The 23,099-nt window shown below is 34.2% G+C and carries 19 protein-coding genes, 1 rRNA gene and 2 pseudogenes; 10 read left to right on the forward strand and 12 right to left on the reverse strand.

Going from position 1 to position 23,099, the window contains the following annotated elements:
• Positions 1-216 precede the first annotated feature (216 nt).
• Together rrf and ACFELV_RS04660 are read left to right on the forward strand one after the other, a co-directional pair.
• A 5S ribosomal RNA gene (gene rrf / locus ACFELV_RS04655) occupies positions 217-331 on the forward strand.
• A 126-nt stretch (positions 332-457) separates the two neighbouring features.
• Positions 458-645 (forward strand): annotated as a pseudogene (locus ACFELV_RS04660) (IS66 family transposase); the annotation flags it as partial.
• Between the two features lie 159 nt (positions 646-804).
• Here ACFELV_RS04660 and ACFELV_RS04665 read toward each other — a convergent pair.
• From ACFELV_RS04665 to ACFELV_RS04700, 7 genes are all read right to left on the reverse strand, one after another.
• Complete coding sequence (locus ACFELV_RS04665; RefSeq protein WP_375326962.1) at positions 805-1,527, reverse strand: alpha/beta hydrolase; 723 nt, start codon at positions 1,525-1,527, stop codon at positions 805-807.
• A gap of 679 nt (positions 1,528-2,206) precedes the next feature.
• On the reverse strand, positions 2,207-3,448 hold the full coding sequence (gene ftsA / locus ACFELV_RS04675) for a cell division protein FtsA (RefSeq protein ID WP_375326964.1): 1,242 nt from the start codon (positions 3,446-3,448) through the stop codon (positions 2,207-2,209).
• Positions 3,449-3,498: 50 nt separating this feature from the next.
• Entirely contained in the window at positions 3,499-4,293 is a 795-nt protein-coding gene (locus tag ACFELV_RS04680; protein WP_375326965.1) for a cell division protein FtsQ/DivIB, read from the reverse strand.
• Positions 4,290-5,255: a D-alanine--D-alanine ligase gene (locus tag ACFELV_RS04685; RefSeq protein ID WP_375326966.1), complete on the reverse strand. Its 966-nt coding sequence runs from the start codon at positions 5,253-5,255 to the stop codon at positions 4,290-4,292. The genes ACFELV_RS04680 and ACFELV_RS04685 overlap by 4 nt, the downstream gene beginning before the upstream one ends.
• A complete protein-coding gene (gene murB, locus ACFELV_RS04690; RefSeq protein ID WP_375327519.1) occupies positions 5,248-6,138 on the reverse strand; it encodes a UDP-N-acetylmuramate dehydrogenase in 891 nt (296 codons plus the stop codon). Before murB ends, ACFELV_RS04685 begins: the two co-directional genes overlap by 8 nt.
• Positions 6,139-6,376: 238 nt before the next feature.
• The gene (gene murC / locus ACFELV_RS04695; RefSeq protein ID WP_375326967.1) at positions 6,377-7,813 is read right to left on the reverse strand and encodes a UDP-N-acetylmuramate--L-alanine ligase; all 1,437 of its coding nucleotides are present in this window, start codon (positions 7,811-7,813) and stop codon (positions 6,377-6,379) included.
• A 72-nt stretch (positions 7,814-7,885) separates the two neighbouring features.
• Positions 7,886-9,220 (reverse strand): EAL domain-containing protein, encoded by a 1,335-nt coding sequence (locus ACFELV_RS04700; RefSeq protein WP_375326968.1) that lies wholly within the window; start codon positions 9,218-9,220, stop codon positions 7,886-7,888.
• Between the two features lie 78 nt (positions 9,221-9,298).
• Here ACFELV_RS04700 and ACFELV_RS04705 point away from each other — a divergent pair, with 78 nt between their 5' ends.
• The 4 genes from ACFELV_RS04705 (at position 9,299) to ACFELV_RS04720 (ending at position 11,152) form a co-directional block, all read left to right on the forward strand.
• A complete protein-coding gene (locus ACFELV_RS04705; protein WP_375326969.1) occupies positions 9,299-9,547 on the forward strand; it encodes a BolA family protein in 249 nt (82 codons plus the stop codon).
• A 20-nt stretch (positions 9,548-9,567) separates the two neighbouring features.
• Positions 9,568-9,795, forward strand: a complete 228-nt coding sequence (locus ACFELV_RS04710) for a hypothetical protein (protein ID WP_375326970.1) — start codon at positions 9,568-9,570, stop codon at positions 9,793-9,795.
• Positions 9,796-10,219: 424 nt separating this feature from the next.
• A complete protein-coding gene (locus ACFELV_RS04715; protein WP_375326971.1) occupies positions 10,220-10,495 on the forward strand; it encodes a hypothetical protein in 276 nt (91 codons plus the stop codon).
• Positions 10,496-10,567: 72 nt separating this feature from the next.
• Positions 10,568-11,152, forward strand: coding sequence for a hypothetical protein (locus ACFELV_RS04720; RefSeq protein WP_375326972.1), 585 nt, complete (start codon positions 10,568-10,570; stop codon positions 11,150-11,152).
• A gap of 61 nt (positions 11,153-11,213) precedes the next feature.
• Here the strand turns inward: ACFELV_RS04720 and ACFELV_RS04725 are convergent, their stop codons facing one another.
• Together ACFELV_RS04725 and ACFELV_RS04730 are read right to left on the reverse strand one after the other, a co-directional pair.
• Positions 11,214-11,786, reverse strand: coding sequence for a ribonuclease HII (locus ACFELV_RS04725; protein WP_375326973.1), 573 nt, complete (start codon positions 11,784-11,786; stop codon positions 11,214-11,216).
• A complete protein-coding gene (locus ACFELV_RS04730; protein ID WP_375326974.1) occupies positions 11,779-12,513 on the reverse strand; it encodes a 16S rRNA (uracil(1498)-N(3))-methyltransferase in 735 nt (244 codons plus the stop codon). The genes ACFELV_RS04725 and ACFELV_RS04730 overlap by 8 nt, the downstream gene beginning before the upstream one ends.
• A gap of 27 nt (positions 12,514-12,540) precedes the next feature.
• On the opposite strand from ACFELV_RS04730, the pseudogene ACFELV_RS04735 reads away from it, so the two are divergent.
• The 3 genes and pseudogenes from ACFELV_RS04735 to polA all read left to right on the forward strand — a co-directional run.
• A pseudogene (locus ACFELV_RS04735) lies at positions 12,541-12,663 on the forward strand (DUF1674 domain-containing protein); the annotation flags it as partial.
• A gap of 23 nt (positions 12,664-12,686) precedes the next feature.
• Positions 12,687-13,142, forward strand: a complete 456-nt coding sequence (locus ACFELV_RS04740; protein WP_375326975.1) for a type II toxin-antitoxin system RatA family toxin — start codon at positions 12,687-12,689, stop codon at positions 13,140-13,142.
• 4 nt (positions 13,143-13,146) lie between these two features.
• A complete protein-coding gene (polA, locus tag ACFELV_RS04745) occupies positions 13,147-15,792 on the forward strand; it encodes a DNA polymerase I (RefSeq protein WP_375326976.1) in 2,646 nt (881 codons plus the stop codon).
• 164 nt (positions 15,793-15,956) lie between these two features.
• Here polA and ACFELV_RS04755 read toward each other — a convergent pair whose 3' ends face one another.
• From ACFELV_RS04755 to ACFELV_RS04765, 3 genes are all read right to left on the reverse strand, one after another.
• Positions 15,957-17,795, reverse strand: a complete 1,839-nt coding sequence (locus ACFELV_RS04755; RefSeq protein WP_375326977.1) for a sensor histidine kinase NtrY-like — start codon at positions 17,793-17,795, stop codon at positions 15,957-15,959.
• Positions 17,796-17,905: 110 nt separating this feature from the next.
• Entirely contained in the window at positions 17,906-19,903 is a 1,998-nt protein-coding gene (locus ACFELV_RS04760) for an acetyl-CoA carboxylase biotin carboxylase subunit (protein WP_375326978.1), read from the reverse strand.
• 77 nt (positions 19,904-19,980) lie between these two features.
• The gene (locus tag ACFELV_RS04765; RefSeq protein ID WP_375326979.1) at positions 19,981-21,525 is read right to left on the reverse strand and encodes an acyl-CoA carboxylase subunit beta; all 1,545 of its coding nucleotides are present in this window, start codon (positions 21,523-21,525) and stop codon (positions 19,981-19,983) included.
• A gap of 265 nt (positions 21,526-21,790) precedes the next feature.
• Between ACFELV_RS04765 and rpe the strand changes: the two genes are divergently transcribed.
• The gene (gene rpe / locus ACFELV_RS04770) at positions 21,791-22,444 is read left to right on the forward strand and encodes a ribulose-phosphate 3-epimerase (protein ID WP_375326980.1); all 654 of its coding nucleotides are present in this window, start codon (positions 21,791-21,793) and stop codon (positions 22,442-22,444) included.
• Positions 22,445-23,099 lie beyond the last annotated feature (655 nt).

The following is a 23,099-nucleotide window of genomic DNA, read 5'->3' on the forward strand; positions in this document are numbered from 1 at the left end:
AGAGTTTGGAAAGAAGTCTAATATAATGCAAAAACTTTAAGAATTAGGAAAGCAATATTCAAACCTTTACTAAGGTTTTAAGGAAAATTCAAATAGGAGTTTTAACTATATTATAAAAATAATATAAATATTACTTTTATGTAACAGTTAAAAGTCCTAACTGATTTTTGCTTATATTAGGCAATGTTCCAATTATATAAAAATTTACATTATAAGCTTGGTGGTTATAGCACGAGTGAAACACACGATCCCATTCCGAACTCGACCGTGAAACTTCGTAGCGCTGATGGTACTATACCCTGAGGTATGGGAGAGTAAGTCACTGCCAAGCTTATAATGTAAATTTTTTTTAATAATTCTCCTGTGGCATTCTGCCTTAAAAATAGTTAATATAGCCTTGAGATAGAAGAGGCCCTTTTTTGTGATCTGTATATGGCATTGCCTAAAAACAATTGATAAAGAAATTCCGCTAACCAATAACCATGCCAAAAGGCAAATCAGGCATTATGTTGTTTACCAAGAAAATGCCTATTTTATGAGCGCTGAACGTGGCGGAGGTTTTTAGAAAGACTAATATCACTTTATATGACCTGGCAACAACAAAGCCAAAACCTATTTCAAAAACTATTAGGGGTTCTGGTTTAGGCCGCGCCCCTGAAATGATACTAGGTTTTTAGAGAGAATAATTTCTTTGTATTGAACCTGCAAACAACAAAAATTAAATTCCTTCCAAAAGATGCAACAACTCACTGCTTACGCCACATTCGTGAAGGGCTACAAAATTTTGTCAACACCGCCTAATTCTTACTCTAAAAAAACTTTGTGGCGGTTGTTGCTTAACGGTTTTTCTTCATTAAGGTATTCCTTACTTAAGGTTATCCCTTGTTTATTTAATAATCTTAATTTGATATAGTCATGAATTGCTAATATAAATTCATCAATTTTATTACGGAAAAAGTGGTCAGCACCCTGAATTATTTTATAATCTACTGTAATATGTTTTTGCTTAGATAATTTATGTGCTAAATCAAGTACTGCTTCTTCTGAAACAATACTATCTCTATCACCTTGTATTATAAATCCAGAAATAGGGCATTGAGATAAGAAGGTAAAATCATATTTATTTACTGGCGGTGATATAGCAATAAAATTGTGAATTTCTGGCCGTCTCATAATCAGTTGCATAGCTATCCATGACCCAAAAGAAAAACCAGAGATTAAATTCATACTACTACTAGGATTATTAAGCTGTAGCCAATCTAGGGCAGTTGCTGCATCTGTCATTTCGCCAATGCCATGATCAAATTCCCCTTGCGATCTCCCTATGCCGCGGAAATTAATTCGTAGAACTGTAAAGCCTGCATCTGCTAATGCTTTATAAATATTATAAACCACCTTATTATTCATGGTGCCCCCATAAAGAGGATGAGGATGTAAAACTAAGGCAACAGGGGCTTTAGGGTCTTTAGATTTAGTATAACGTCCTTCAATTCGCCCAGCAGGACCATTAAAAAAAACTTCAGCCATAAGGTTTAATATATTAATATTTATAAAGATCTTGGTTAAAGGTAAAAATTATAGCATGCAGCTTTATAAAATTCAAGGTAGTTATAATTGTTTGTTAGCGAGGGGAAGGTACTCACAATATTTACAGTGGGTAGAATCGATATTAGACTTCTTTCCAAACTCGCTTCTGGTAGGGAATTTGAAGAAGGCTTTTCGCTCCGAACCGCAGCGTACTTAAATGTATGTGAGGATTTGAGCCTAGATTCATTGTCCAAATTACTATCTCGAGTAGAGTTTGGAAAGAAGTCTAATATACCATTTCCGAAAACTAATTATCTACGTTCGTTGTACTTCATGATCTTCCGCTCCTCATGTATACGTCTGTCACACTACTAGACAAAAATAGAAAATGGTTGAAAAAGTACAAAAATTGTTATCTGCTAAAGCTCGTTTTTAGCAATTATTATCTCAAAAATAACATTTTGTACTTAAAATAATATGTTTTTTCAACCATTTTCTATTTTTGTCCAGTAGTGTGATACGTCTGTACGCGCAGGTAGCGGGCACTCGTACTTCTAGTGCTAATTTAGTTTTGGGAAATGGTATTATGCTGCTCTTGTTTTGATTTATAGTTTACGGACCCAGCGGTTAACTCGCATTACCTTAAAACTTATATTTTGGGCAAATAAAACACCCCTTGTTACACATTGTCTTTTAGCCAAATTAACAGCTTTTTATACCAACTTAAATTCTCATTATCTTCACCAATCTTAAGAGAGCTTTTTAGTGTTTTGAAAAATTGATTTTTTACCATGCCTATGGCGGTGGAATATATATAAGGATTATAATCTTCGGCAAAACCTTCTAATATTTCTGGCTTACCAATTCTTACTTGTCGTTCAAAAATTTTGCTTGCTAGTTCTTTTACGCCTCGTAGCATTGCCCCTCCACCAGTGATCACGATACGGTAGGCTAGCATGTTATTGGCAATAATTTTGTTATATTCGGTTTGAACCATCCCCAATATTTCTTCTACTCGTGGGTTGATTACTTCTGCAAGATGCTTTGAAGTTATAGTGATTCCTTCATTATCTGTTAAATCGATATTATTATCTTCTAACCGAATAATATTATCTTTATCAAAAGCTGATGGTACGGCATTACCATATAATACTTTCAGCTTTTCTGCAGCGCTCAAGGTGAGAGAAAACACTTTCGCTATATCAGAGGTAATATGAAAACTACCAACATTTATGTAACCAGTATATATTAATTTACCAGCAATAAATATTCCTAAAGAAGTAGTCCTAGCACCCATATCAATTATAACAGAACCTAGTTCTTTCTCATCCTTGGTGAGACAAGCTAAACCTGAAGCATAAATTGCCAGCACTATGTTATTGATTTCAACATGGCATTTCGCAAAACAATTAGTAAGATTTATAAGCATATTAGCGCTGGCAGTAATAATGTGTAATTCGCATCCTAATTCTTTACCATACATGCCAATTGGTTCGTCAATCGTAGTGTCATCAAGTTCAAACCCTAATGGAAAATAATCTATTACTTCTTGATCTTTGAGTTTTAACTCAGATAGTGCTTGTTTAATCAATTTTTTGACATCTTGTTCTAAAATTGGTTGGTTAGGTGAGATTTTTATTTTACTACTTATGTAATATGATTTAGTACCATATCCTGTTAAGGAAACCGTAATTTCTTTAATGTTCTTTCCACAATCTTTTTCCAATTCATAGATAGCACCAATAATGCTATTTTCTGCGCCTTTTATATCTAATATCACTCCTGACCTAATGCCTTTTGAATGATATAAATTCTGACTTACCACTTTTACTGCTTCTCTTTTATCAATATACGCAGCAATAGTTGCTATTTTGCTACTACCTAAGTCAAGGGCAATAAAATTAGTTAGTTTAGATTTCATAATTTACTCATAAATCTATAATATTTTTCCCAGTAAAAATGTTCAACAACCTAATATTTTTCTACATACACCTTACTTGAATCTCTTAAATCTATTACCTTATAATTTTGGTTAAATAATATCTGGTGTACATTTAAGTTTACAAGATATTCTAAAGCTTGTTTAAAACCAGTATCTGGCATTTTTACCACAATGTTCTGTTCTAAATTCAGATTCCAACGCCTGTCCCCGTACCGTACAGCCGAAATAATTTTTGCTGACAAGTCTGGGTATGGTTCCAAATCTTCAATTAATTTGCTAGCATTGATGCTAGCATCTGACCCTACAACATGTAGCAGATTAGCAAAGTTATCTATAATATTAGTAATTTTACTTCCTTCTTCATCAATAAGGAATACTTGCCCATTAAACTGCCAAATAGCAATAGGTGCTTTTTCAATCAGTCTGATATAAAGCGTATTAGGCAATCTCCGTTCAATAATTGCAACATTTTTTACCCACGAATTACGTTTCAAACTATTCTTAATTGAAGTGAGATCTAAAGAAAAAATAGGGGTACCTTTATCCGCATTTAAGGTGGCTAATATATCTTCTTCATTAATATTATATTGTCCTTCAATTAAAACATTTTCAAGTCTAAAGCCTATATCTGAAGTATATTCATAAATATTTTGAATGATTTCCTGTTTTACACTGCTGAAAGAAGACGTCAAGAAAAAGAGAGAGAAAAAAATTAGCAAAGTTATTTTAAGAGCCCATATTAATCTAATATATATGAGAGCAAACTTACGGCGCAAAGGAATATTAATTTTGTTTTTCTTAGAATAATTTTTCTTTTGCTTCATATTTCAAAACTTGTTGTCTTGAGTATTTCTTCCACTAATGAAGTAAAATTTATTCCTTGTAAAGCCGCTATTTCAGGAACAATTGATAATGGAGTCATGCCGGGGTGGGTATTAAGTTCTAACACAAAAAACTTATCGTGCTGAGGTTCTAAAATAAACTCTACTCGTGCTACTCCTTTACAATTCATAGTATTATATAGTTTCTCTGACTCTTTTAATAATGCATCATAAAGATTAGGAGGCAGTGGAGCGGGGCACAAATGCTCAGCATAGCCTGGCGTATATTTAGTATCATAATCATAAAATCTGCGTTTTAGCAATTGTATTTCTAGTACCCCTAAACCCTTGCCGTTTAAAACGGCTACCTGCAGCTCTCTACCCTTGATATATTCTTCAACTAAAATCTGATCACCATAAGGAAAATCGTAACTAGCAAAGTTAAAATCATCCTTTGGCAATACTACCTCAATTCCTATACTGGATCCTTGAGTTAAAGGCTTTATAACATAAGGACGCAGCATAGGATCATTCTTAAGATTATTAGATTTATTGACGGTAATACTGTTAGCGGTATTAATATTGTTAGCAGTAAACCACATTTTTGAGTGGATTTTACTAAATGCTAACGATGAGGCAAAAACTCCACTATGAGTATAAGGAATACGTAAAATATTAAGCAAACCAGGAAGACAACCATCCTCGCCATAAGTACCATGCAGGCAATTATACACAATATCAGGCTGCAAGTCTAAAAGCACTTGGGCAATATCGATGCCCATATCTATAAACGTCACCTTATACCCAGATTTAATTAAAGTTTGGCCTACTTCCTTGGACGATACTAGAGATACTTCGCGTTCAGCGGACATGCCGCCCCCTACTAAGGCTATATGTTTTTTGCCGTCATTATTTAACAAGGTTACTTTAGAATTGGCAATAAAACGAGTAGCATATTTATGCATATTTTCCTATCCGTTTAATCTCCCATTGCAAGCTAATTCCACTATTTTGCATTACTTTATCTCTAACTAGCTCCCCTAAACTTTCTAAATCATGAGCAGACGCATTCCCATGATTTATCAGAAAATTACAATGTAATTGCGATACCGAAGCTCCTCCCATTTGATAGCCTCTCATTCCCGCCTGATCAATTAACTCCCATGCTTTACAATTTGCAGGATTAGCAAAAGTGCTTCCCCCCGTACGTTCTTTAATAGGCTGACTAGCTTGCCTATTATTAGTTATTACATTCATCTTGTGGATGATTTCCTCCTTATTACCTATTTGTACTTGAATAATAGCTTTAATTATAATCAAATCATTAGGTAAATTAGTGCCTCGATACTTAAAACCTATTTCATCATTAGTAATAATCAGGAACTCCCCTTTCGAAGTGAGCGCTTCAACACTTAATATAATATCCTTAAATTCTGAATTATAAGAGCCAGCATTCATCACCACACCACCGCCAACAGTGCCAGGTATCCCAATTAAAAATTCGCAGCCGCTAATTGAATGTTCTTGACAAAATTTAGCTAGATTAAAATTTAGACAAGCACTTCCTACTGCTACCTTATTATCAGGCATTAATTCTATATCAGTAAAATTTTGTCCTAACTTTATTACTACCCCATCTACCCCCTTGTCTCTAATAATAATATTGGAACCAGCCCCTAAGATAGTTACCGCGACATTTTGTGGTTTGGTTAGTAAAAAATTTGCTAAGTCTGCAGGATTAGCCGGCTTAAAAAAGACCTCAGCTTCGCCTCCTACTTTAAACCAGGTGAGATGTTTTAAAGGATAGTTATTTCTATATTCTCCTTTCACTGCCGGTAAATTCATAATATCATCTAACTTAAATTTTTTATTTATACTCTTCGCCTTTCAAGAGTTGTTTTGTCATGGTCTCGGGGATTTCGCTATGCTCACGTACTTGCCTTCCGCTTCGCGCGTCTACCGCGCTGTCAAATAAAATCCAACTCTTGAAATCATTGAGTATATACTGTAAACACTTGACGAATTGCAGAAAAGCAATTGGTGGGTTTTTGCCATATATGGTGTCATGTGTTATCATTTGTTGGCGCTACTTAAGCTTGGCCAATTGCTCGGGTAAATTATTGGCCCAGCTAGATATACTTCCAGCTCCCATCATAATGATAATATCTCCAGGCATAGCTTTATCTATAATCACTTTATGTATATCTTCAGGAGCAGCAAGGAATGAAACCTGGGAGTGGGAACCACTACTCTTAATTTGCTCTACCAAACTTTTACCAGTTATGCCTTCTATTAATTTTTCACCTGCAGCATATATATCAGTTATATATAGTTGATCTGCATCTTGGAAACAAGTAACAAAATCCTTAAATAAGCATTGCACCCTAGAATATCTATGAGGCTGAAAAATGGCTATAACTTTACCATTTTGTTTATTAGCAATATTTCGAGCGGTTGCAAGTGTAGCTTTTACTTCTTCGGGATGATGAGCATAATCATCAATTACTGTAGCACCATTATATTCGGCAACTTTGGTAAATCTTCGTTTTACTCCTTCAAAATTACTAAATCCATTTTTAATAATTTTAATACCAAAATCAAGTTCTACGGCTACTGATATAGCAGCTAAAGCGTTGAGGACATTATGCCTTCCTGGGGTGGGTAGTGTGATTTGTTCTATAGTCGTTGTCCCATTTACATTAGGCAGATTAATTTTGACATCAAATGTAGATGAGGTTATACCAAACTCTAAATTCAATGCTTGTACATTGGCGTCTTGAGAATCTATGCCATAAGTAATAATTTTTCGATCTAGTATGTCATTTACTAAATTTCGCACGATTTTGTGGTCAATACAAGCAACCGCAAAGCCATAAAATGGTAAGTTAGTGACAAAACTTTTAAAAGCTGCAATTAAATTATTAAAATTTTTATAGAAATCTAAATGCTCAGGATCAATATTAGTAATAACCGCAATTGTTGATGGTATATGGATAAAGGTAGCATCTGACTCATCAGCTTCTGCTATTAAATAATTACCCGACCCAGTATAGGCGTTAGTAAAGCGGTTGTTAATAATACCTCCGTTAATAACTGTAGGACAAAGGCCAGCAGCTTCAAATAAGCAAGCCACAAGGGAGGTAGTAGTGGTTTTGCCATGTGATCCTGAAATTGCTACCGAACATTTTAACCGCATTAATTCAGCCAACATTTCAGCTCTCCTAATTACCGGTATTTTCCTACGCAACGCTTCTTGAATTTCAGGATTATCTTTGTTAATAGCAGTAGATACAACTACATATGAAACATTGGGAATATTTTGAGCGTGATGGCCAATATAAATCTTAATACCACTATTCTCGAGTCTTCTAGTGTTGTAGTTTTCTGCTATATCAGAACCCTGCACTTTGTACCCAAGATTATGTAGTATTTTAGCGATTCCACTCATCCCAATGCCGCCAATACCCACAAAATGGATAGTATCAAGCGTACCATTTATTTTTTTTAGTTCTAATAGGATCATGTTCTTTATTAATCAAATTGATAGTGTTCTTACTGTCAATATATATATCACTAAGAGTGAAACTAATAAATGCTAATCTTTAGTTTTATTAGTTAAAGCTGGAGCAAAAAAATCCCCTTGCATACTATCAACTTTTAAATCTATAAGAGATTGAGCTATTTCACCATTTTCCACAAATTCTGCTACTGTGATAGCTCCTACTGCTTCAGAAATTTTCACTAACCTGGCAATAAAATCTTGGGACTGTGCATCACTGGTAATTTTACGTACATAGCTACCATCAATTTTAATAATATCTATTGGTAAGTTTTGTAATTGCGCAAAAGAAGTAAAACCACTTCCAAAATCATCTAAAGCAAATTTACACCCAAATTTTCTGAGTTTGAGCATAAAAGAGGTAATTTGTTCATAATTATTGTTAAAAGTAGTTTCAGTAATTTCAATAATCAACCTGTCTGCTACATCATAAGCTTGCAAGAGTTTTTCTGCTATAACTAGTAAGGGGGGATCTAATATACCAATATTAGAGATATTTACTGCAAGTTTTAAATCCTTATTGGCCGCTAACTCTTTCACAGCCATTTCTAAGACTATTTGGTCAATTATAAAAATTAAACCTTTCTTTTCCGCTTCTTGAGTTAGGCTGCCTACAGAAATTAAGTTATTTTGAGCATCAGGGATTCGTAGTAAACATTCGTAATAACTAACATTCATGGTTTTCCTATCAATCACTGGCTGATAAGCAAAAACCATGTTTTTATTTAATAACGCCTTCCTCAAAAGATTAAGTTGCTTATTAGCCTTATGGACATATTCTATATTATATTGCTTATTATCATATTCCCGATAATATAATTGATCTCCTTGATAAGTAAGTAACCAATTTAATAGTACATATATTTCTTGAGCATTACTAGTAATTTTAGGAAATTCTATACTAGCAATACCGCAATTCATATACAGTGCTGCGTGAGAATTTGTAACATAAAGCTGTGACAATAAATAAATTTTGAGAGCAATTTCACGTACTAACTTCTGATCTTTGATCGGTAAAACTACAAAAATTCTATCTACTTCTATTTGTTGATATATTGGTATCTTCACCTTAGGTTTGGTAGGGGTGTCATTGTGTAATAATGGTAATACTGCTAGATATGAATCTATATTCCTAGTGCTTATAGCTTGAAAATACTGTCCTGATTCATCTAAAGTAATTAATTCCCCGCATACTTCTTTAATAATTTTATCTAAAACCTTAATTATTTTAATATTAGAATTAACTATAGAATTTAATTCATCATAATTTAACAACTTAAATGCCACACAATATCCTATTTGCATCTCATCAATTTTTAACTGTAACTTACTGATAGCAGCTGCATTTATGGAGTCTTCTGATTCAGACATAGGGCTTGAAATACTGTTTTACTAAGTAGTAAAATTCTAATATAATGATACTAGTAAAAGTTTTAGACACATAACACTATGACTAGAAGCAATAGAATAAAAAGCAAACTAGATGTGCTAAAACCACATTATTGTCAGATAATTGATGAGAGCTCTAAACATTCAGCACATACAGGCGGAACAATAGAGAGCCATTTCATTATTAAAATTTCTGCTGATATTTTTACAGGTAAAACTTTATTAACTCAGCATAGAATAATTAATGAACTTTTGGCAGATGAACTAGCCAATGGGCTCCATGCTCTAACTATTAATATAAAAACTTAACAACAATATAATAATTTAATATGAAAGCAAATAATTTTTTAAAAGTAATGTTAGGGACCGGGGCAATCGTACAAAAAGCCGCTAATAATGTGATGGACCGAGGGAGCAAGTTAGTAGAAGAGACAATAGTGAAGGGTAACTATGTGACTAGAGAAGAATTTGAGGTGCTGCAAGCGATGGTCATAAAATTACAGAATGAATTGGTGGAGTTAAAAAAGTCTAAAATATCAGAATCTAACCAAAGTTAATTTAATATTTCGTGGAATTGTACTAAAGGCTCCAAAAATTTATTTGACTTCTTTTAGAGCTCGCTTTTGGCAGGGAATTTGAAGTCAACGCGGAGCACACACTGCAGCGTACTTAAGTGTAGGTGAGGATTTGAGCCTATATTATAATGATTTATATTGAAAACAATAAAAAGATGGAAATTATGCCTTATAAAACAAGACAAGAAAGATTGGACGATGAGAACCAAAATATCCGTAGAATTGCTTAGGAAGAAGAAGATTTTTTAAAGTCAGTACTATCAGAATTTTCTGGTCCTTATATGAAGTGGATATGGGGGTGTGGTAGAGATAGTTACAAAGGTATAGTAGTAGACAGAGCAAAGCATAAAAATATATTAATCCTGGATTGGATATGCATTAGTTACAAAACGGAAGAGAAAACCTGTTGGAATTAGCTACTGATATCCTAAAAGGTATAAAAATTGCTCGTACGATTTGTAGTGGTGTCAAGCATGAAGAAATTATTGCTTTAAAGCAGGTTGTTGGGATTGATCAGGAGACAATTGTTTCTGATGATAGTATCTCTAAGGATATACTACTTACTCCTGCTTATTTTCATTACCTCTTCTCTATCTCATCTTCAAAGGAAGCAATATTTGAGGCACCAAATGTAGAGTTAAGAGGAGATAATCTAGACATGCATTCTGGTGCTACATTGTAATTATTTATTTAACCTGAATGCGATGTGTTACTTAAAATTCAGGTTAATTGAATAAAAGGAGGGAATAAAGTTATGGTTTATAAACTCAAAAAAAATAGCCCCCACAGTAAAGAAAAATTTTTAGAGGAAGTAAAGTCCATCTTATCTAGTGCCTATGGCGGCCTTACCCCTACGAGTTATAAAGAGATACAAATAAACAGGCAAGAGATAGTAACATTACATACGAATGCCACGCAAAATGATAGAATGGGTTTAGTAGAGTACCTAACTAATATCTTACCTAGTTCAACAAAAGAGACTATTTATGAGCAGGTGGTAGCACTACCAAATTATCAAGTTACCTTAATCTTGAATTTGAGTGCATCTCCTAATAACAGAAAAGAACTAATAGAATTAGTGACTGCATTACTATCACCCCCCTTAATTACTAAGCTTAATTATTCAGGTTTACAGGTAGAAGAAATCGCTACTTTAACCCAGGCATGTAGTACGCCAGGGGTAATAATAGATGAGCATAAAATGATACAGCCAGAAGAAATTGTTCCCGTTTATTCTCCTATTTCCTTTTCTAGCTCAGGGTGGTCAGAAGGAGGATATGAAGAGGTAGATATAGGATTAGCAGGAGACCACCCTGTGGTAGATTACAATACTCATTAGATTAGGCCAAATAAGAGCTTTGGTCTAATCTCCTCTCTATACAAAAATTATAGCTGTCAATTTATAAAATTTTCACTTTAAAACTATGTCTATGGTAAGGCGAGATCCCGTATAATTTTATAGCGTCTAAATGTTCTTTAGTACCATATCCCGCATTCTTATGCCACATATATTGCGGAAACTCTTGAGAATACTCAAACATTAAGCGGTCTCTAGTGACTTTAGCCACAATAGAGGCAGCGCTAATAGAAAGCGATAGATTATCTCCATTGATTATACTGATAAATCTTGGATCTTTAAATTTCATATTACCATCTACCAGGATAGTAGATGGGATAATTGCTAAGTTTGTTACTGCAATCATGCAGGCTTTTTTAGTTGCTTCTAAGATATTCATTATATCTATTTCGTCGTGCTGTACTATTCCAACGGACCACAAATAATCCTGAGTAATTTTGTCATATAGGAATTCACGTTTTGCTTTGGGTAGTTTTTTAGAGTCTTGTATCCCATCTATAATTTTTGTCGGATCAATAATCACAGCGGCTGCTACTACCGGGCCTACCAAAGGACCTCTACCTGCTTCATCTACCCCAGCTACTGGAGCTAAATATTTTTGTTCTAATTTAAACATGGCGGCTAGATTGTAATAATTTAATTTGTGCCAAACAAGCAGCTACAGCTGTTTCACTTCTCAAAACTGTTGAACCAAGGCTGATTCCGTGACAATTAGCTGTTGATTTAAAAAGTTTTAACTCCTCAGAAGTAAATCCTCCTTCTGGGCCTACTATAACTAAAATGTTGGTAGGGAAAGTTTTAGCAAACCTTAATATAGTATTATTTTCATCTTCATTTTCGTTAGCATATAGTACGAAATTAGTTGAATTTTTTTCCAGCAATAGAGTTAAGGACGTTATTTCTTGTAGTGTTGGGGGTACTAATCGTTCAGATTGCTGGGTATATTCTATAATACATTTTAACAATTTTTGCCTATTAATATGATGCGATTGAACGTGCTGTACTATTAACGGTACAATCTGGGTTACTCCCAGCTGGACTGCCATGTTGATAGCGTCGCGCATCTTATCATTTTTAATTATAGAAAGTCCTAAAATTACTTCAGGATCCTGAGTAGGTGTTCTTAAAATATTATTAATTTGTACTGATAAATTACTTTTGGTTATATTAATAATCTGTGCTATAAATTCCCCATCTTTATGATTGAAAATTCTAACACTATCCCCTATTTTGAGCCTTAATACTGTGTTAAGATAATGTATATTATCTTCTGGAAGGGTTAATACACAACTTTCAATTATTGGAATATTAGCGTACATTCTAGGCAGATAAGAAAATTTCATAATTTTAGGTAATTTATGACTGATGATGTTAACAATAATAATACAGCAAAAGAGCAAAAAGAAAACCCAAAGGAAATAGGGGGATTTAAAGGACAAGAGCCAACTACCCATGGGGATTGGCAACATAAAGGTAAAGTTACGGATTTTTAAACGCCATTAATCATACCTATTTAATGCCAAATTTTTATCAAGTTAAAATATTACCTTATAAACCGCAAGAACTATTTTGTTTAGTACTTGATATTCAGTCATATCCTAAATTTTTGCCCTGGTGTAAGGCCGCTAGAATTATTTCAAAAACAGATAATCAAATTATCGCAGAATTAGTAATACAGTTAAAAGGTTTTTCAGACAGCTATCAGTCGCGGGTGACCTATACCAATCAGCCAGTTTATTCGATTGAGGTAGAAGCAATTTCAGGCCCATTTCAGTATTTAAAGAACTCATGGAAATTTTCTCAAATAGATAGGGGGACACAAGTAGAATTCTTTATTGATTTTCAAATGAAGAATTCATTAATTAATAGATTAGCTGAGATGTTCTTCAGTGAAGCAACCAAAAAAATAGTTAACGCTTTTGAGGAAAGAGCACAAATTTTATTCACTCCAATAACTTTAAAAAATTATTAATTACATGACTCAAGAAAATCCTCTACTAATCATTGATGGTTACGGTTTTGTATTTAGAGCATATCATGTACAACCACCTTTAAGTTCACCAGCAGGGGCGCCAATTGGAGCAGTATATGGCTTTACTTCGATGTTGTTAAAAATATTAAATGATTTTAAACCTACACATGCGATAGTAGTGTTTGATTGTGGGGGCAAGAATTTTCGTCACAAAATTTACGAGCCATATAAAACAAATAGACTGATCCCTGCTCAAGATTTAATTGAACAATTGCCATTGGTACGCCGGGCAGCGGCAAGTTTAAATTTTGCTATAATTGAGCAAGAAGGTTATGAAGCCGATGACATTATTGCAACTTTAACTTATAAAGCTACTATTGCCTCTAAAAATACTCTTATTATTTCTGCGGATAAAGATTTAATGCAACTAATTAATTCTCATACTAAAATGTATGATCCTATGAAAGCAAAATACATCTCTGAGAAAGAAGTAGTAGCAAAATTTGGAGTGGAGCCTAACAAGCTAAGAGAAGTAATGGCATTAATTGGTGATAAATCCGATAATATTCCAGGCGCTCCTGGCATTGGCCCTAAAACTGCTGCCGCCCTTATCAAACAATTTGGTTCGGTACAAGAAGTGTTAAACTCTTTGAATCAAATAGCTAATAATCGGCAAAGGGAAATTTTAACTAATTCTCAAGACCTTGTGTTACTGTCATGGCAATTAGTAGGTTTAGAACACAATATGAATATAGAATTTGATCTTAATAAATTTACTTGGGTGCCTCCTAGCAGTGAGAAAATCTCTACTTTTTTAATAGAATATGGTTTTAAATCATTATATCAAAGAATCGAGAATCTATTTCAATTACAAATCGCGAAAGAAGTTTTACCTCTTGCTAATGAAGAAATAAAATTGGAGGTTTACGAACTGCATGTACTAGAGGAACTAGAGCATTTGCTAGTTGAAGCTAACAGAATTGGCATTGTAGGTATTTATTTATCAACTCATCAAATACAACGTCCTTACCTATTATTATCGATTGATAATAAATGCTATCAGCTTAAATTTACGTCAGTACAAAGCAGTGAAATGTCTGAATTATTGTCCTGTAATTTTGATAGGAATAATTCCAACCAATGGTTTATGGACGGTATTGTTAAGTTACTAACAGATAAATCCATTAAAAAAATTACTTATAGGTTCAAAACATTATTAAAATTCTTTGATAATATTGCCGATCAAATTGTGGCAGTGGAAGATTTAGAATTAATGCAATATGCAATGTCGGCAGGCAAACCACAAAAAGATGTATTAATAGAATGGCAGAAAATTGGCTCCGAAAAGGCCATAATAGAAATTATCATTAACTTTAGTAGAAATTACCAGAAATTATTGCTAGAGCTTAAAAATAACCATTCATTAGCTCTATATAAAGAAATTGATTTACCTTTATGTTACATACTCGATAAAATGGAAAAAGTAGGCATTAAGTTAGAGGCTAGCAAGCTTCAAAAATTATCAAATGAATTTGGTATTGAAATTGCAAATCTAGAACAAGAAATTTTCGCTAATACAGCTACTCAATTTAATATTGCCTCCCCCAAACAATTAGGGGAAGTTTTATTTGATAAGATGCAACTCCCTTTTGGTAAATTATCACCTAAAACAAAATCTTACTCTACTAGTGGAGAAATTTTAGAAAAGCTTAGTGATCACGGTTTCAAGGTAGCTAGTTTATTATTAAAATGGCGACAACTAACCAAATTAAAAAATACTTATACTGATAGTCTGCCTCTGCAAGTCAACGCTGCTACCGGCAGAATACACACAACATTTTTACAAACCTCTACTACTACTGGTAGACTTAGCTCACAAGAGCCTAATTTACAGAATATCCCTATTCGCTCTACCGAAGGGAATAATATTAGAAGAGCTTTTGTTGCCGAAGATGGACATAAATTAATCTCTGCTGATTATTCGCAGATTGAGCTTCGAATTTTAAGTGATATAGCAAATGTCACGACTTTAAAACAAGCTTTTATAGAAGGCAAAGATATCCATAGCAAAACAGCTTGTAATATATTTAAAATAGCAGAGCAGGATTTAACATCGGAGCATCGACGTAAAGCTAAGGCAATAAATTTTGGAATTATTTATGGTATTAGTGCTTTTGGACTAGCCAAACAGTTAAATATTACTGCCACCCAAGCTGCTGAATATATCAAACACTATTTCCAAGAATACCCAGAAATTCAACAATATATGGAATATACCAAAAACTATGCACGAGAACACGGATATGTGATAAATTTGTTTGGCAGAAAATGTTTTGTCCCTTTAATACATGACAAAAATTATACCATGCAGCACATTGCCGAAAGAGCAGCAATTAATGCCCCAATTCAAGGCACCAATGCTGATATAATTAAAATAGCTATGATTGAGCTACACCATACCCTGCAGCAACTACAATTAGAAACTAAATTGATTCTCCAAATTCATGATGAATTATTATTTGAGGCGCCTATTAACGAAATAGAAATAGCCACTAAAGTTATAAAAAATGCTATGGAGAAGGTGCCTAGATTAACTATTCCAATTATTATCGAGACTAAAATAGGCAATAATTGGCTTGATATGTGTTAAGCTTTATTATAGTCAATTGATGAGAAGTTGGTGACGTCGTTACTCGTCGCTCGCCTATTATCTATAGGCTTCGCTCCATCGCTCCTAGTACCAAATTCTCCTGAATTGTCTATACCAGACTTAGCCTAACTAACTCAAAGAGATAAAGGTCACAAATGTTTCTGTTAATAAGGAGCGCTCTCTAAAGATTTTAATTGTAGTTCTTCAATATTGAAAGTTACTATAACCATCGCGCCCCCTTCAGGGCGATTCGCTAAATCCAGTGTTCCCGCATGATCTTGGGCTATTTTTTTGATAATCGCTAAACCAAGGCCGCTGCCTTTAGATCTAGTTGTAATATACGCTTCTGCCGCTTTACTAATTAAATTAGGAGGAAAGCCTACCCCATTATCTGTGACTGTAATAATTATTTGACTTTGTGATGTGCTAATAGAAGTAGTAATAATTCCCAGCTGTGATCTAACCATTTGAATGGATTCTTCAGCATTTTTTAATAAATTAACCATAATCTGATTAATTTGGGTAGTATCACAAAGAAAATCTATAGACACTTCACTAGTGGTGAAGTGATATAATATTTTATCATTAATTAATTTACGTGAGTCTACTATATTCTTAACCAGTGGCACCAAATCGCAACTGGTAAATACTGGCGCAGGTAATCGAGCAAAATTCACAAATTCTGAAACAATTTTCTTAATATCATTCGTATGATTAATAATCATCTGAATATATTTGTTAAATTCTGTTTTATTGTCCACTTGGTTACTAAACTTTCGTAGCAATCTCTCAGAAGCCAAATGAATCGGGGTTAAAGGGTTTTTAATCTCGTGCGCTACTTTTCTGGCTACATCAGACCAAGCAAGTGCACGCTGAGCTATCATTAAATCCCTTTGCTGCCGATCAATTTGTTTTACCATCCTGTTGAAAGCTGAAGATAACACACTAATCTCATCCTTATTAACATGATTTTCTGGCACTTGGATCGTTAAGTCACCTGCTTTTATTTTTTCTGTAGCTATCACTAATTTTTTAATAGGATTGATTATTTTTTGGGCAAAAATCAACCCCCAGCTTATTGCGACTAATAAAAGCAATAAGGCTATCAAAATAAATACTACTGAAAACTTAATCTGCATGCTGGCTATATGCTTCTTAAGGCGATAATATTCCTCAGCTGCACCATTAGTTTTATCTATATGGTCTATAATCTTATCATCAATTAACCTACCAACTAATAAATAAATATCGTTATGATCTTTTAGTTTTATTAGCATCCGGAGCATAGCGGGATCAGACTTAATCTCAATAATTTCTCCTGTATTAGCTCTTTGTACTAGATAATCTGGAATGTTCAAAAATGACAGGGAAAAGCTTAAATAGGTGTTAGCGATAATAGTATTAGTCGGTTTATGGAACACTATTGCTTCTTCCAGAGAACGCGCCTCAACTTCGCCGTCTAATATCTTGGTAAATAATGCTTGATTGTGTATTAAATCATAGTAATAGTACATCTCACTTAAATCATCCGCAACAGATAAGGCCGTTTCTCTTAGTTGTAGTCTGTGTTCATCTATATAAGACTCTGCTACAATAATAGACTGGTCTAGGACAGCCGATATCTTGTGGTCAAACCAAGCTTGAATGCCAAAATTAAAAAAATAGGCAGAAAAAACAGAGACAATAATTGTAGGAATAGCAGTGACGAGACTAAAAGCAACAATAATACGATTTTGTAGTTTTGAAACCCTTCCCTGATGGTGTTGTCTATTGATCAGCTTTTGTAAAAATTTACGAGCTAATAGAACGCCAAGGGGTAAAATGACTACTAAGTCTATCAGTAACAGTCCTATTACTTTACTGGGGTCAGGGCCAAGATAATGATCATCAATAGAAATGGAGTAATAGGTTCCCCACACCAATATTATTACTATTATTGTAAAGATAAATAATATTTTGTTGCTATTAAAATATTTTTTAAATTCTCGATAATAATTAAACATTTTATAATTCAAATTCCAATAGATTGCCTGCTTAAGACGAAAAAGTCCTTTTTGGTTGTGTGAAGGAAACTTTTATAGAAGTGATTTATGCAGGAAGTCTCATCTTTAACTTAAGCAAATTCGAGTAATACCTGGCCACTCGTCACCTGCTCTCCCTCATGAACTAGTATTTTAGCGATTTTTCCGCTACGCTCAGCAATAATTATATTTTCCATTTTCATAGCAGTTAAAACCATAATCTCTTGCCCTATAGTTATCTCGCTTCCCTCCTGTACTTTAATAGCGATAATTTGGCCAGCCAGGGGCGCTTGTAATTCCAATTGTTCTTCAGAGGTAGATTTCGTAATCATCAAGGCTTCTAGTTCAGACATTCTGGTAGAACGCACATAGGCTGTAACATTAATGCCTGAATGCGATAATATATAGCCGGTAGTAATATTTTCAATTTTTACATTAGCTTTTCTACCATTGACCACACAAGAAAAAAGCCTACTACCTAAGCTCCAATTGCTGTGGATATATATTCGGTCATGCTCTTGCCTTATATTATATCCATCCTCTACTGACTTAATCAGTACCGGGAATAGGTGGTCATCAATAGAAACAACCCACCTAGTACCAATTTTATTGCCTTGATCAATCATTTGTCCAGCAATTAATGAAGCACGTTTCTGTTCAGTAATATAAATGAAAATTGCCGTAGCTAAAAATATTTTGGTAATATCTGAAGTTAAAGTGGCGCCAGAAAAACCATGAGGATATTCCTCTTCTATAAAGGCTGTATTGATATCTCCTACTATAAAACGAGGATTAGAGATTAACGCTTCTAAAAAGCTAATATTATGCGAAATGCCGCGTATTATATATGAACTCAAAGAAGAACGCATAACTTCTATTGCTTGTTCTCGCGACTCTCCATAAGTGCACAATTTTGCAATCATTGGATCATAAAACATGCTTACTTCCCCGCCAAGCCCTAAGCCTGTATCTACACGAATATTAGCATTTTTTGGTGGTTCCGAATATTCAGTAATTCTGCCACTAGAGGGTAAAAATCCCCGCATGGGATTTTCTGCACAAATTCTCGCTTCAAACGCATGACCTTTTAACTGAATGTCTCCTTGTGCAAAGGATAATTTCTCCCCGGCAGCAATTTTTATCATTTCTTCTACTATATCAATGCCTGTGACCATTTCAGTCACAGGATGTTCAACTTGTAACCTAGTATTCATTTCAAGAAAATAAAAATTCTTGTCTAAGTCAACTATAAATTCAACTGTACCTGCGGAGTAATAACCAACTTTATTTGATAAAGCCACTGTTTCCTGATACATTTTTTGTCTTATTTCTTCAGTAATAAAGGAACTCGGCGCTTCCTCAATTACCTTCTGATGATAACGTTGAATTGAACATTCACGTTCTCCAAGGCACACACTATTACCATACTGATCAGCTAGTAACTGGATCTCAATATGCCGCGGCGATCTAATTAATTTCTCAATGAATAACCTGCCATCACTAAAATTATTTACTGCTTCCAGTTTAGCAGATTCAAACGCATTAGCCATTTCTTCAGAATTTTTTACTACTCTCATCCCTCGCCCGCCGCCGCCAGCTGCAGCTTTGACTATTACAGGAAAACCGATCTTTTCTGCGATTTCTACTGCTTGACTTATGTTGCTAATAGTACTAATATAGCCTGGTACCGTGCTGACCCCTGCTTCAATAGCAATTTTTTTTGCCTCTATTTTATCTCCCATTTTCTTAATAGCAGAAGCATTAGGCCCTATTAAAGTGACTCCTTCTCTTTTTAAAATATTAGCAAAATTTGCATTTTCTGATAAAAAACCGTATCCTGGGTGCACCCCGTTGGCCCCACTTGCTCTGATAGCATTGATAATATTTTTAATTGATAAGTAACTTTCGGTTGCCGGAGAATTGCCGATATAATATGCTTCGTCAGCATATTGTACATGCATTGAATGAGTGTCAGCTTCAGAATATACTGCCACTGACTTAATACCCATTTTTTTTAAGGTCCTCATTATTCTTAAAGCTATTTCGCCACGATTAGCAATTAAAATTTTATCAAATAACGGCTTAGTCATAAAATCTCGTGCTTAAAAATATATTATAAAAAAATAAAGCTTGCTAAAAGTGCAAATTTGGGAAGGAAGAAGTAACATTAAAGTGGTAAATTATCATGCTTTTTCCATGGTAATTTTACTTTTTTATTTTGAAGAATATTTAATGCTTTACATATACGCCACCTGGTATTCTGAGGTTCTATAATATCATCCAAATAACCTCGTGATGCTGCAACAAATGGGGAAGTAACTGTATTTTTATATTCCTGGATTTTTTGTTTTTTCAGTTCTGGATCTTTGCATTCTTCTTTAAATATTATTTCTGCTGCTCCCTCTGCTCCAAGTACGGCAATTTCAGAATTATACCACGCGTAATTAATATCCCCTCGCAAATGTTTGGAATTCATCACAATATATGCTCCACCATAAGCTTTTCTGGTAATAATAGTGATCTTAGGAACAGTTGCTTCCGCGTAAGCGTATAATAATTTTGCTCCATGGGTAATAATACCATCATGCTCTTGGTCAGTGCCAGGTAAAAATCCTGGTACATCAACTAACGTAACTATTGGAATATTAAAGGCATCACAAAAACGTATAAACCTTGCAGCTTTTCTTGAAGCATTTATATCTAAACATCCTGCTAAATGTAACGGTTGATTTGCAATAAATCCAACAGATCGACCTTCCATGTAGCCAAAGCCAATAATGATATTGCGAGCAAATTCAGGCTGTAATTCAAAAAATTCTCCTTCATCAATAATACGCTCGATCAACTCCTTCATATCATAAGGTTTATTGGGAATAGAGGGCACTAAAGTATTTAAAGACATATCCACCCGGTCTGCTGGATCTTCAGTTTTACGCTTTGGTAAAGGGCTGCAATTGGATAAGGGTAAGAAATTAAAAAATCTTCTAGTTTCTAAAAGAGCTTCTATATCATTTTTAAAAGCCAAATCAGCAACTCCACTTTTAGCCGTATGCATACGAGCGCCTCCTAGCTTTTCTTGACTTACCTCTTCTCCTGTTACTGTTTTAACTACGTCTGGGCCTGTAACAAACATATAAGAGCTATTCTTCACCATGAATATAAAATCTGTTAAAGCAGGAGAATATACTGCTCCTCCTGCGCAAGGGCCCATAATTAAACTAATTTGGGGAATAATTCCTGAAGCAATAACATTCCGTTGAAATATCTCTCCGTACCCGCCTAATGCATCAACCCCTTCCTGAATTCGTGCGCCCCCTGAGTCGTTTATCCCAATCACTGGGGCCCCTACTGCCAAAGCAGCATCAAGGACATTACAGATTTTCTTAGCATGATATTCCCCTAGCGAGCCTCCTAGCACTGTAAAATCTTGACTATAAACGAAAACCAATCTACCATTTATTGTCCCTTGTCCTGTTATCACCCCATCCCCAGGAAATTTTTTGCTCTCCATACCAAAATTATTACACCTATGCTCAACAAACATTCCTATTTCTTCAAAACTTTCTGTATCTAATAGCGCTTCTAGTCTTTCTCTTGCCGTTAATTTACCTTTCTTATGTTGAACAGATATCCTTTCTCCTCCTCCCCCTTGACGTGCATTACTACGCTTTTCCTCAAGTAATTTAGCAGAATGTATAATATGTTGCGTCATATATTGTTATTATATTTCATTAACCCCATAATTCGTAGTATAATAAGAAACTGTTGAAAAGATAGTAGAAAATTATTGGATAATTTTAGGAGGATCTTATTTCTGACAATCATTACCATAAGTCACAAAAGGTTAACGCCAAGAAATTGGTAAGACTGTCTGCAGCTTTAAAAGAAAACTTGATGAGAAGAAAAAAAGTGCAAAACAGTAAGGATCAAGTGATCGTGAATTCCGATAATGTGGATGAATATAAAAAGCTAGATACATGAGTAGTTTGATCAAGATTTCTGCTTCATTATTATCTGCAAATTTCGCTAGGTTAGGGGAGGAAATTGTAGCGTTAGAAAAAGCAGGTGTCGATATGATACATATAGACGTTATGGATGGTCATTTTGTTCCGAATTTAACCCTAGGTCCGCCTATAATTAAATCTTTAAGGCCCTATAGCAAGTTGCTCTTTGATGTTCATCTTATGATTAATGCTCCAGAATATACAATTAAAGACTACGTAGACGCAGGTGCTGATATCATCACTATCCACCCAGAAACCACGAAGCATCTTGATAGAACCTTAAACTATATTCAAAGCTTAGGCGTTAAAGTAGGAATATCTTTACTGCCATCTAGCCTACCAGAATCCTTAGATTATATCATTAATAAGTTAGATATGATTTTAGTGATGACCGTAAATCCTGGTTTTGCTGGTCAACATTTTATCACTGATCAATTAAAAAAAGTAGAAATTATTTCAGAAAAAATCAAACAAGCCAATAAATCTATACTGCTTTCAGTAGATGGCGGTATTAATAATATTACTGCTCAAGATTGTATTAAGGCAGGAGCAAATGTTTTAGTAGCAGGCACTTTTATCTTTCAGACAACAAACTATAAAAACCAAATAGATTTATTAAGAGAGTAAAGGCATAACTTCTAAAACACTGATAAATTCTTGATTAAAAATATACAATCGAATTGAATGGTAATCCAGCCTATTATACCATTGCCCAAAACTAAATTAGCATTAGGAGTACGAGTGCCCGCTACCTGCGCGTACAGATGTATCACACTACTGGACAAAAATAGAAAATGGTTAAAAAAACATATTATTTTAAGTACAAAATGTTATTTTTGAGATAATAATTGCTAAAAACGAGCTTTAGCAGATAACAATTTTTGTACTTTTTCAACCATCTTCTATTTTTGTCCAGTAGTGTGACAGATGTATACGTGAGGAGCAGAAGGTCATGAAGTACGACGACGTGATGATTAGTTTTCGGAAATGGTATCATGACGTCGTCGTACTTCATGACCTTCTGCTCCTCATGTACTAGTATGTACGCTCCGGTCCTCGACACTCGTACTCCTAGTGCTAATTTAGTTTTGGGAAATGGTATGATTAGGCTCTGTAAACTTTTCTACTTAATTTTGCTTCTTTTTTGCTGTAAATTAACAGGATTTTTTTGAAATATGGCCAATATTCCTGCAAAAATCCTATTAATTTTCGCTAAAAAATAATCAGAAATATAACTTTAAATAGAAAAATGCACAGAGCCTAGTTTTCAGAAATGGTATTA

Origin of the sequence: Candidatus Tisiphia endosymbiont of Nemotelus uliginosus (assembly GCF_964264835.1) — a bacterium.
Taxonomy (GTDB): Bacteria; Pseudomonadota; Alphaproteobacteria; order Rickettsiales; family Rickettsiaceae; genus Tisiphia.

Bases quoted from the DNA above. Each gene is read 5' to 3' on its own strand.
- ACFELV_RS04665 (WP_375326962.1), bottom strand. From the start codon at position 1,527: ATGGCTGAAGTTTTTTTTAATGGTCCTGCTGGGCGAATTGAAGGACGT.
- ftsA (WP_375326964.1), bottom strand. From the start codon at position 3,448: ATGAAATCTAAACTAACTAATTTTATTGCCCTTGACTTAGGTAGTAGC.
- ACFELV_RS04680 (WP_375326965.1), bottom strand. From the start codon at position 4,293: ATGAAGCAAAAGAAAAATTATTCTAAGAAAAACAAAATTAATATTCCT.
- ACFELV_RS04685 (WP_375326966.1), bottom strand. From the start codon at position 5,255: ATGCATAAATATGCTACTCGTTTTATTGCCAATTCTAAAGTAACCTTG.
- murC (WP_375326967.1), bottom strand. From the start codon at position 7,813: ATGATCCTATTAGAACTAAAAAAAATAAATGGTACGCTTGATACTATC.
- ACFELV_RS04700 (WP_375326968.1), bottom strand. From the start codon at position 9,220: ATGTCTGAATCAGAAGACTCCATAAATGCAGCTGCTATCAGTAAGTTA.
- ACFELV_RS04705 (WP_375326969.1), top strand. From the start codon at position 9,299: ATGACTAGAAGCAATAGAATAAAAAGCAAACTAGATGTGCTAAAACCA.
- ACFELV_RS04710 (WP_375326970.1), top strand. From the start codon at position 9,568: ATGAAAGCAAATAATTTTTTAAAAGTAATGTTAGGGACCGGGGCAATC.
- ACFELV_RS04720 (WP_375326972.1), top strand. From the start codon at position 10,568: ATGGTTTATAAACTCAAAAAAAATAGCCCCCACAGTAAAGAAAAATTT.
- ACFELV_RS04725 (WP_375326973.1), bottom strand. From the start codon at position 11,786: ATGTTTAAATTAGAACAAAAATATTTAGCTCCAGTAGCTGGGGTAGAT.
- ACFELV_RS04730 (WP_375326974.1), bottom strand. From the start codon at position 12,513: ATGAAATTTTCTTATCTGCCTAGAATGTACGCTAATATTCCAATAATT.
- ACFELV_RS04740 (WP_375326975.1), top strand. From the start codon at position 12,687: ATGCCAAATTTTTATCAAGTTAAAATATTACCTTATAAACCGCAAGAA.
- polA (WP_375326976.1), top strand. From the start codon at position 13,147: ATGACTCAAGAAAATCCTCTACTAATCATTGATGGTTACGGTTTTGTA.
- ACFELV_RS04755 (WP_375326977.1), bottom strand. From the start codon at position 17,795: ATGTTTAATTATTATCGAGAATTTAAAAAATATTTTAATAGCAACAAA.
- ACFELV_RS04760 (WP_375326978.1), bottom strand. From the start codon at position 19,903: ATGACTAAGCCGTTATTTGATAAAATTTTAATTGCTAATCGTGGCGAA.
- ACFELV_RS04765 (WP_375326979.1), bottom strand. From the start codon at position 21,525: ATGACGCAACATATTATACATTCTGCTAAATTACTTGAGGAAAAGCGT.
- rpe (WP_375326980.1), top strand. From the start codon at position 21,791: ATGAGTAGTTTGATCAAGATTTCTGCTTCATTATTATCTGCAAATTTC.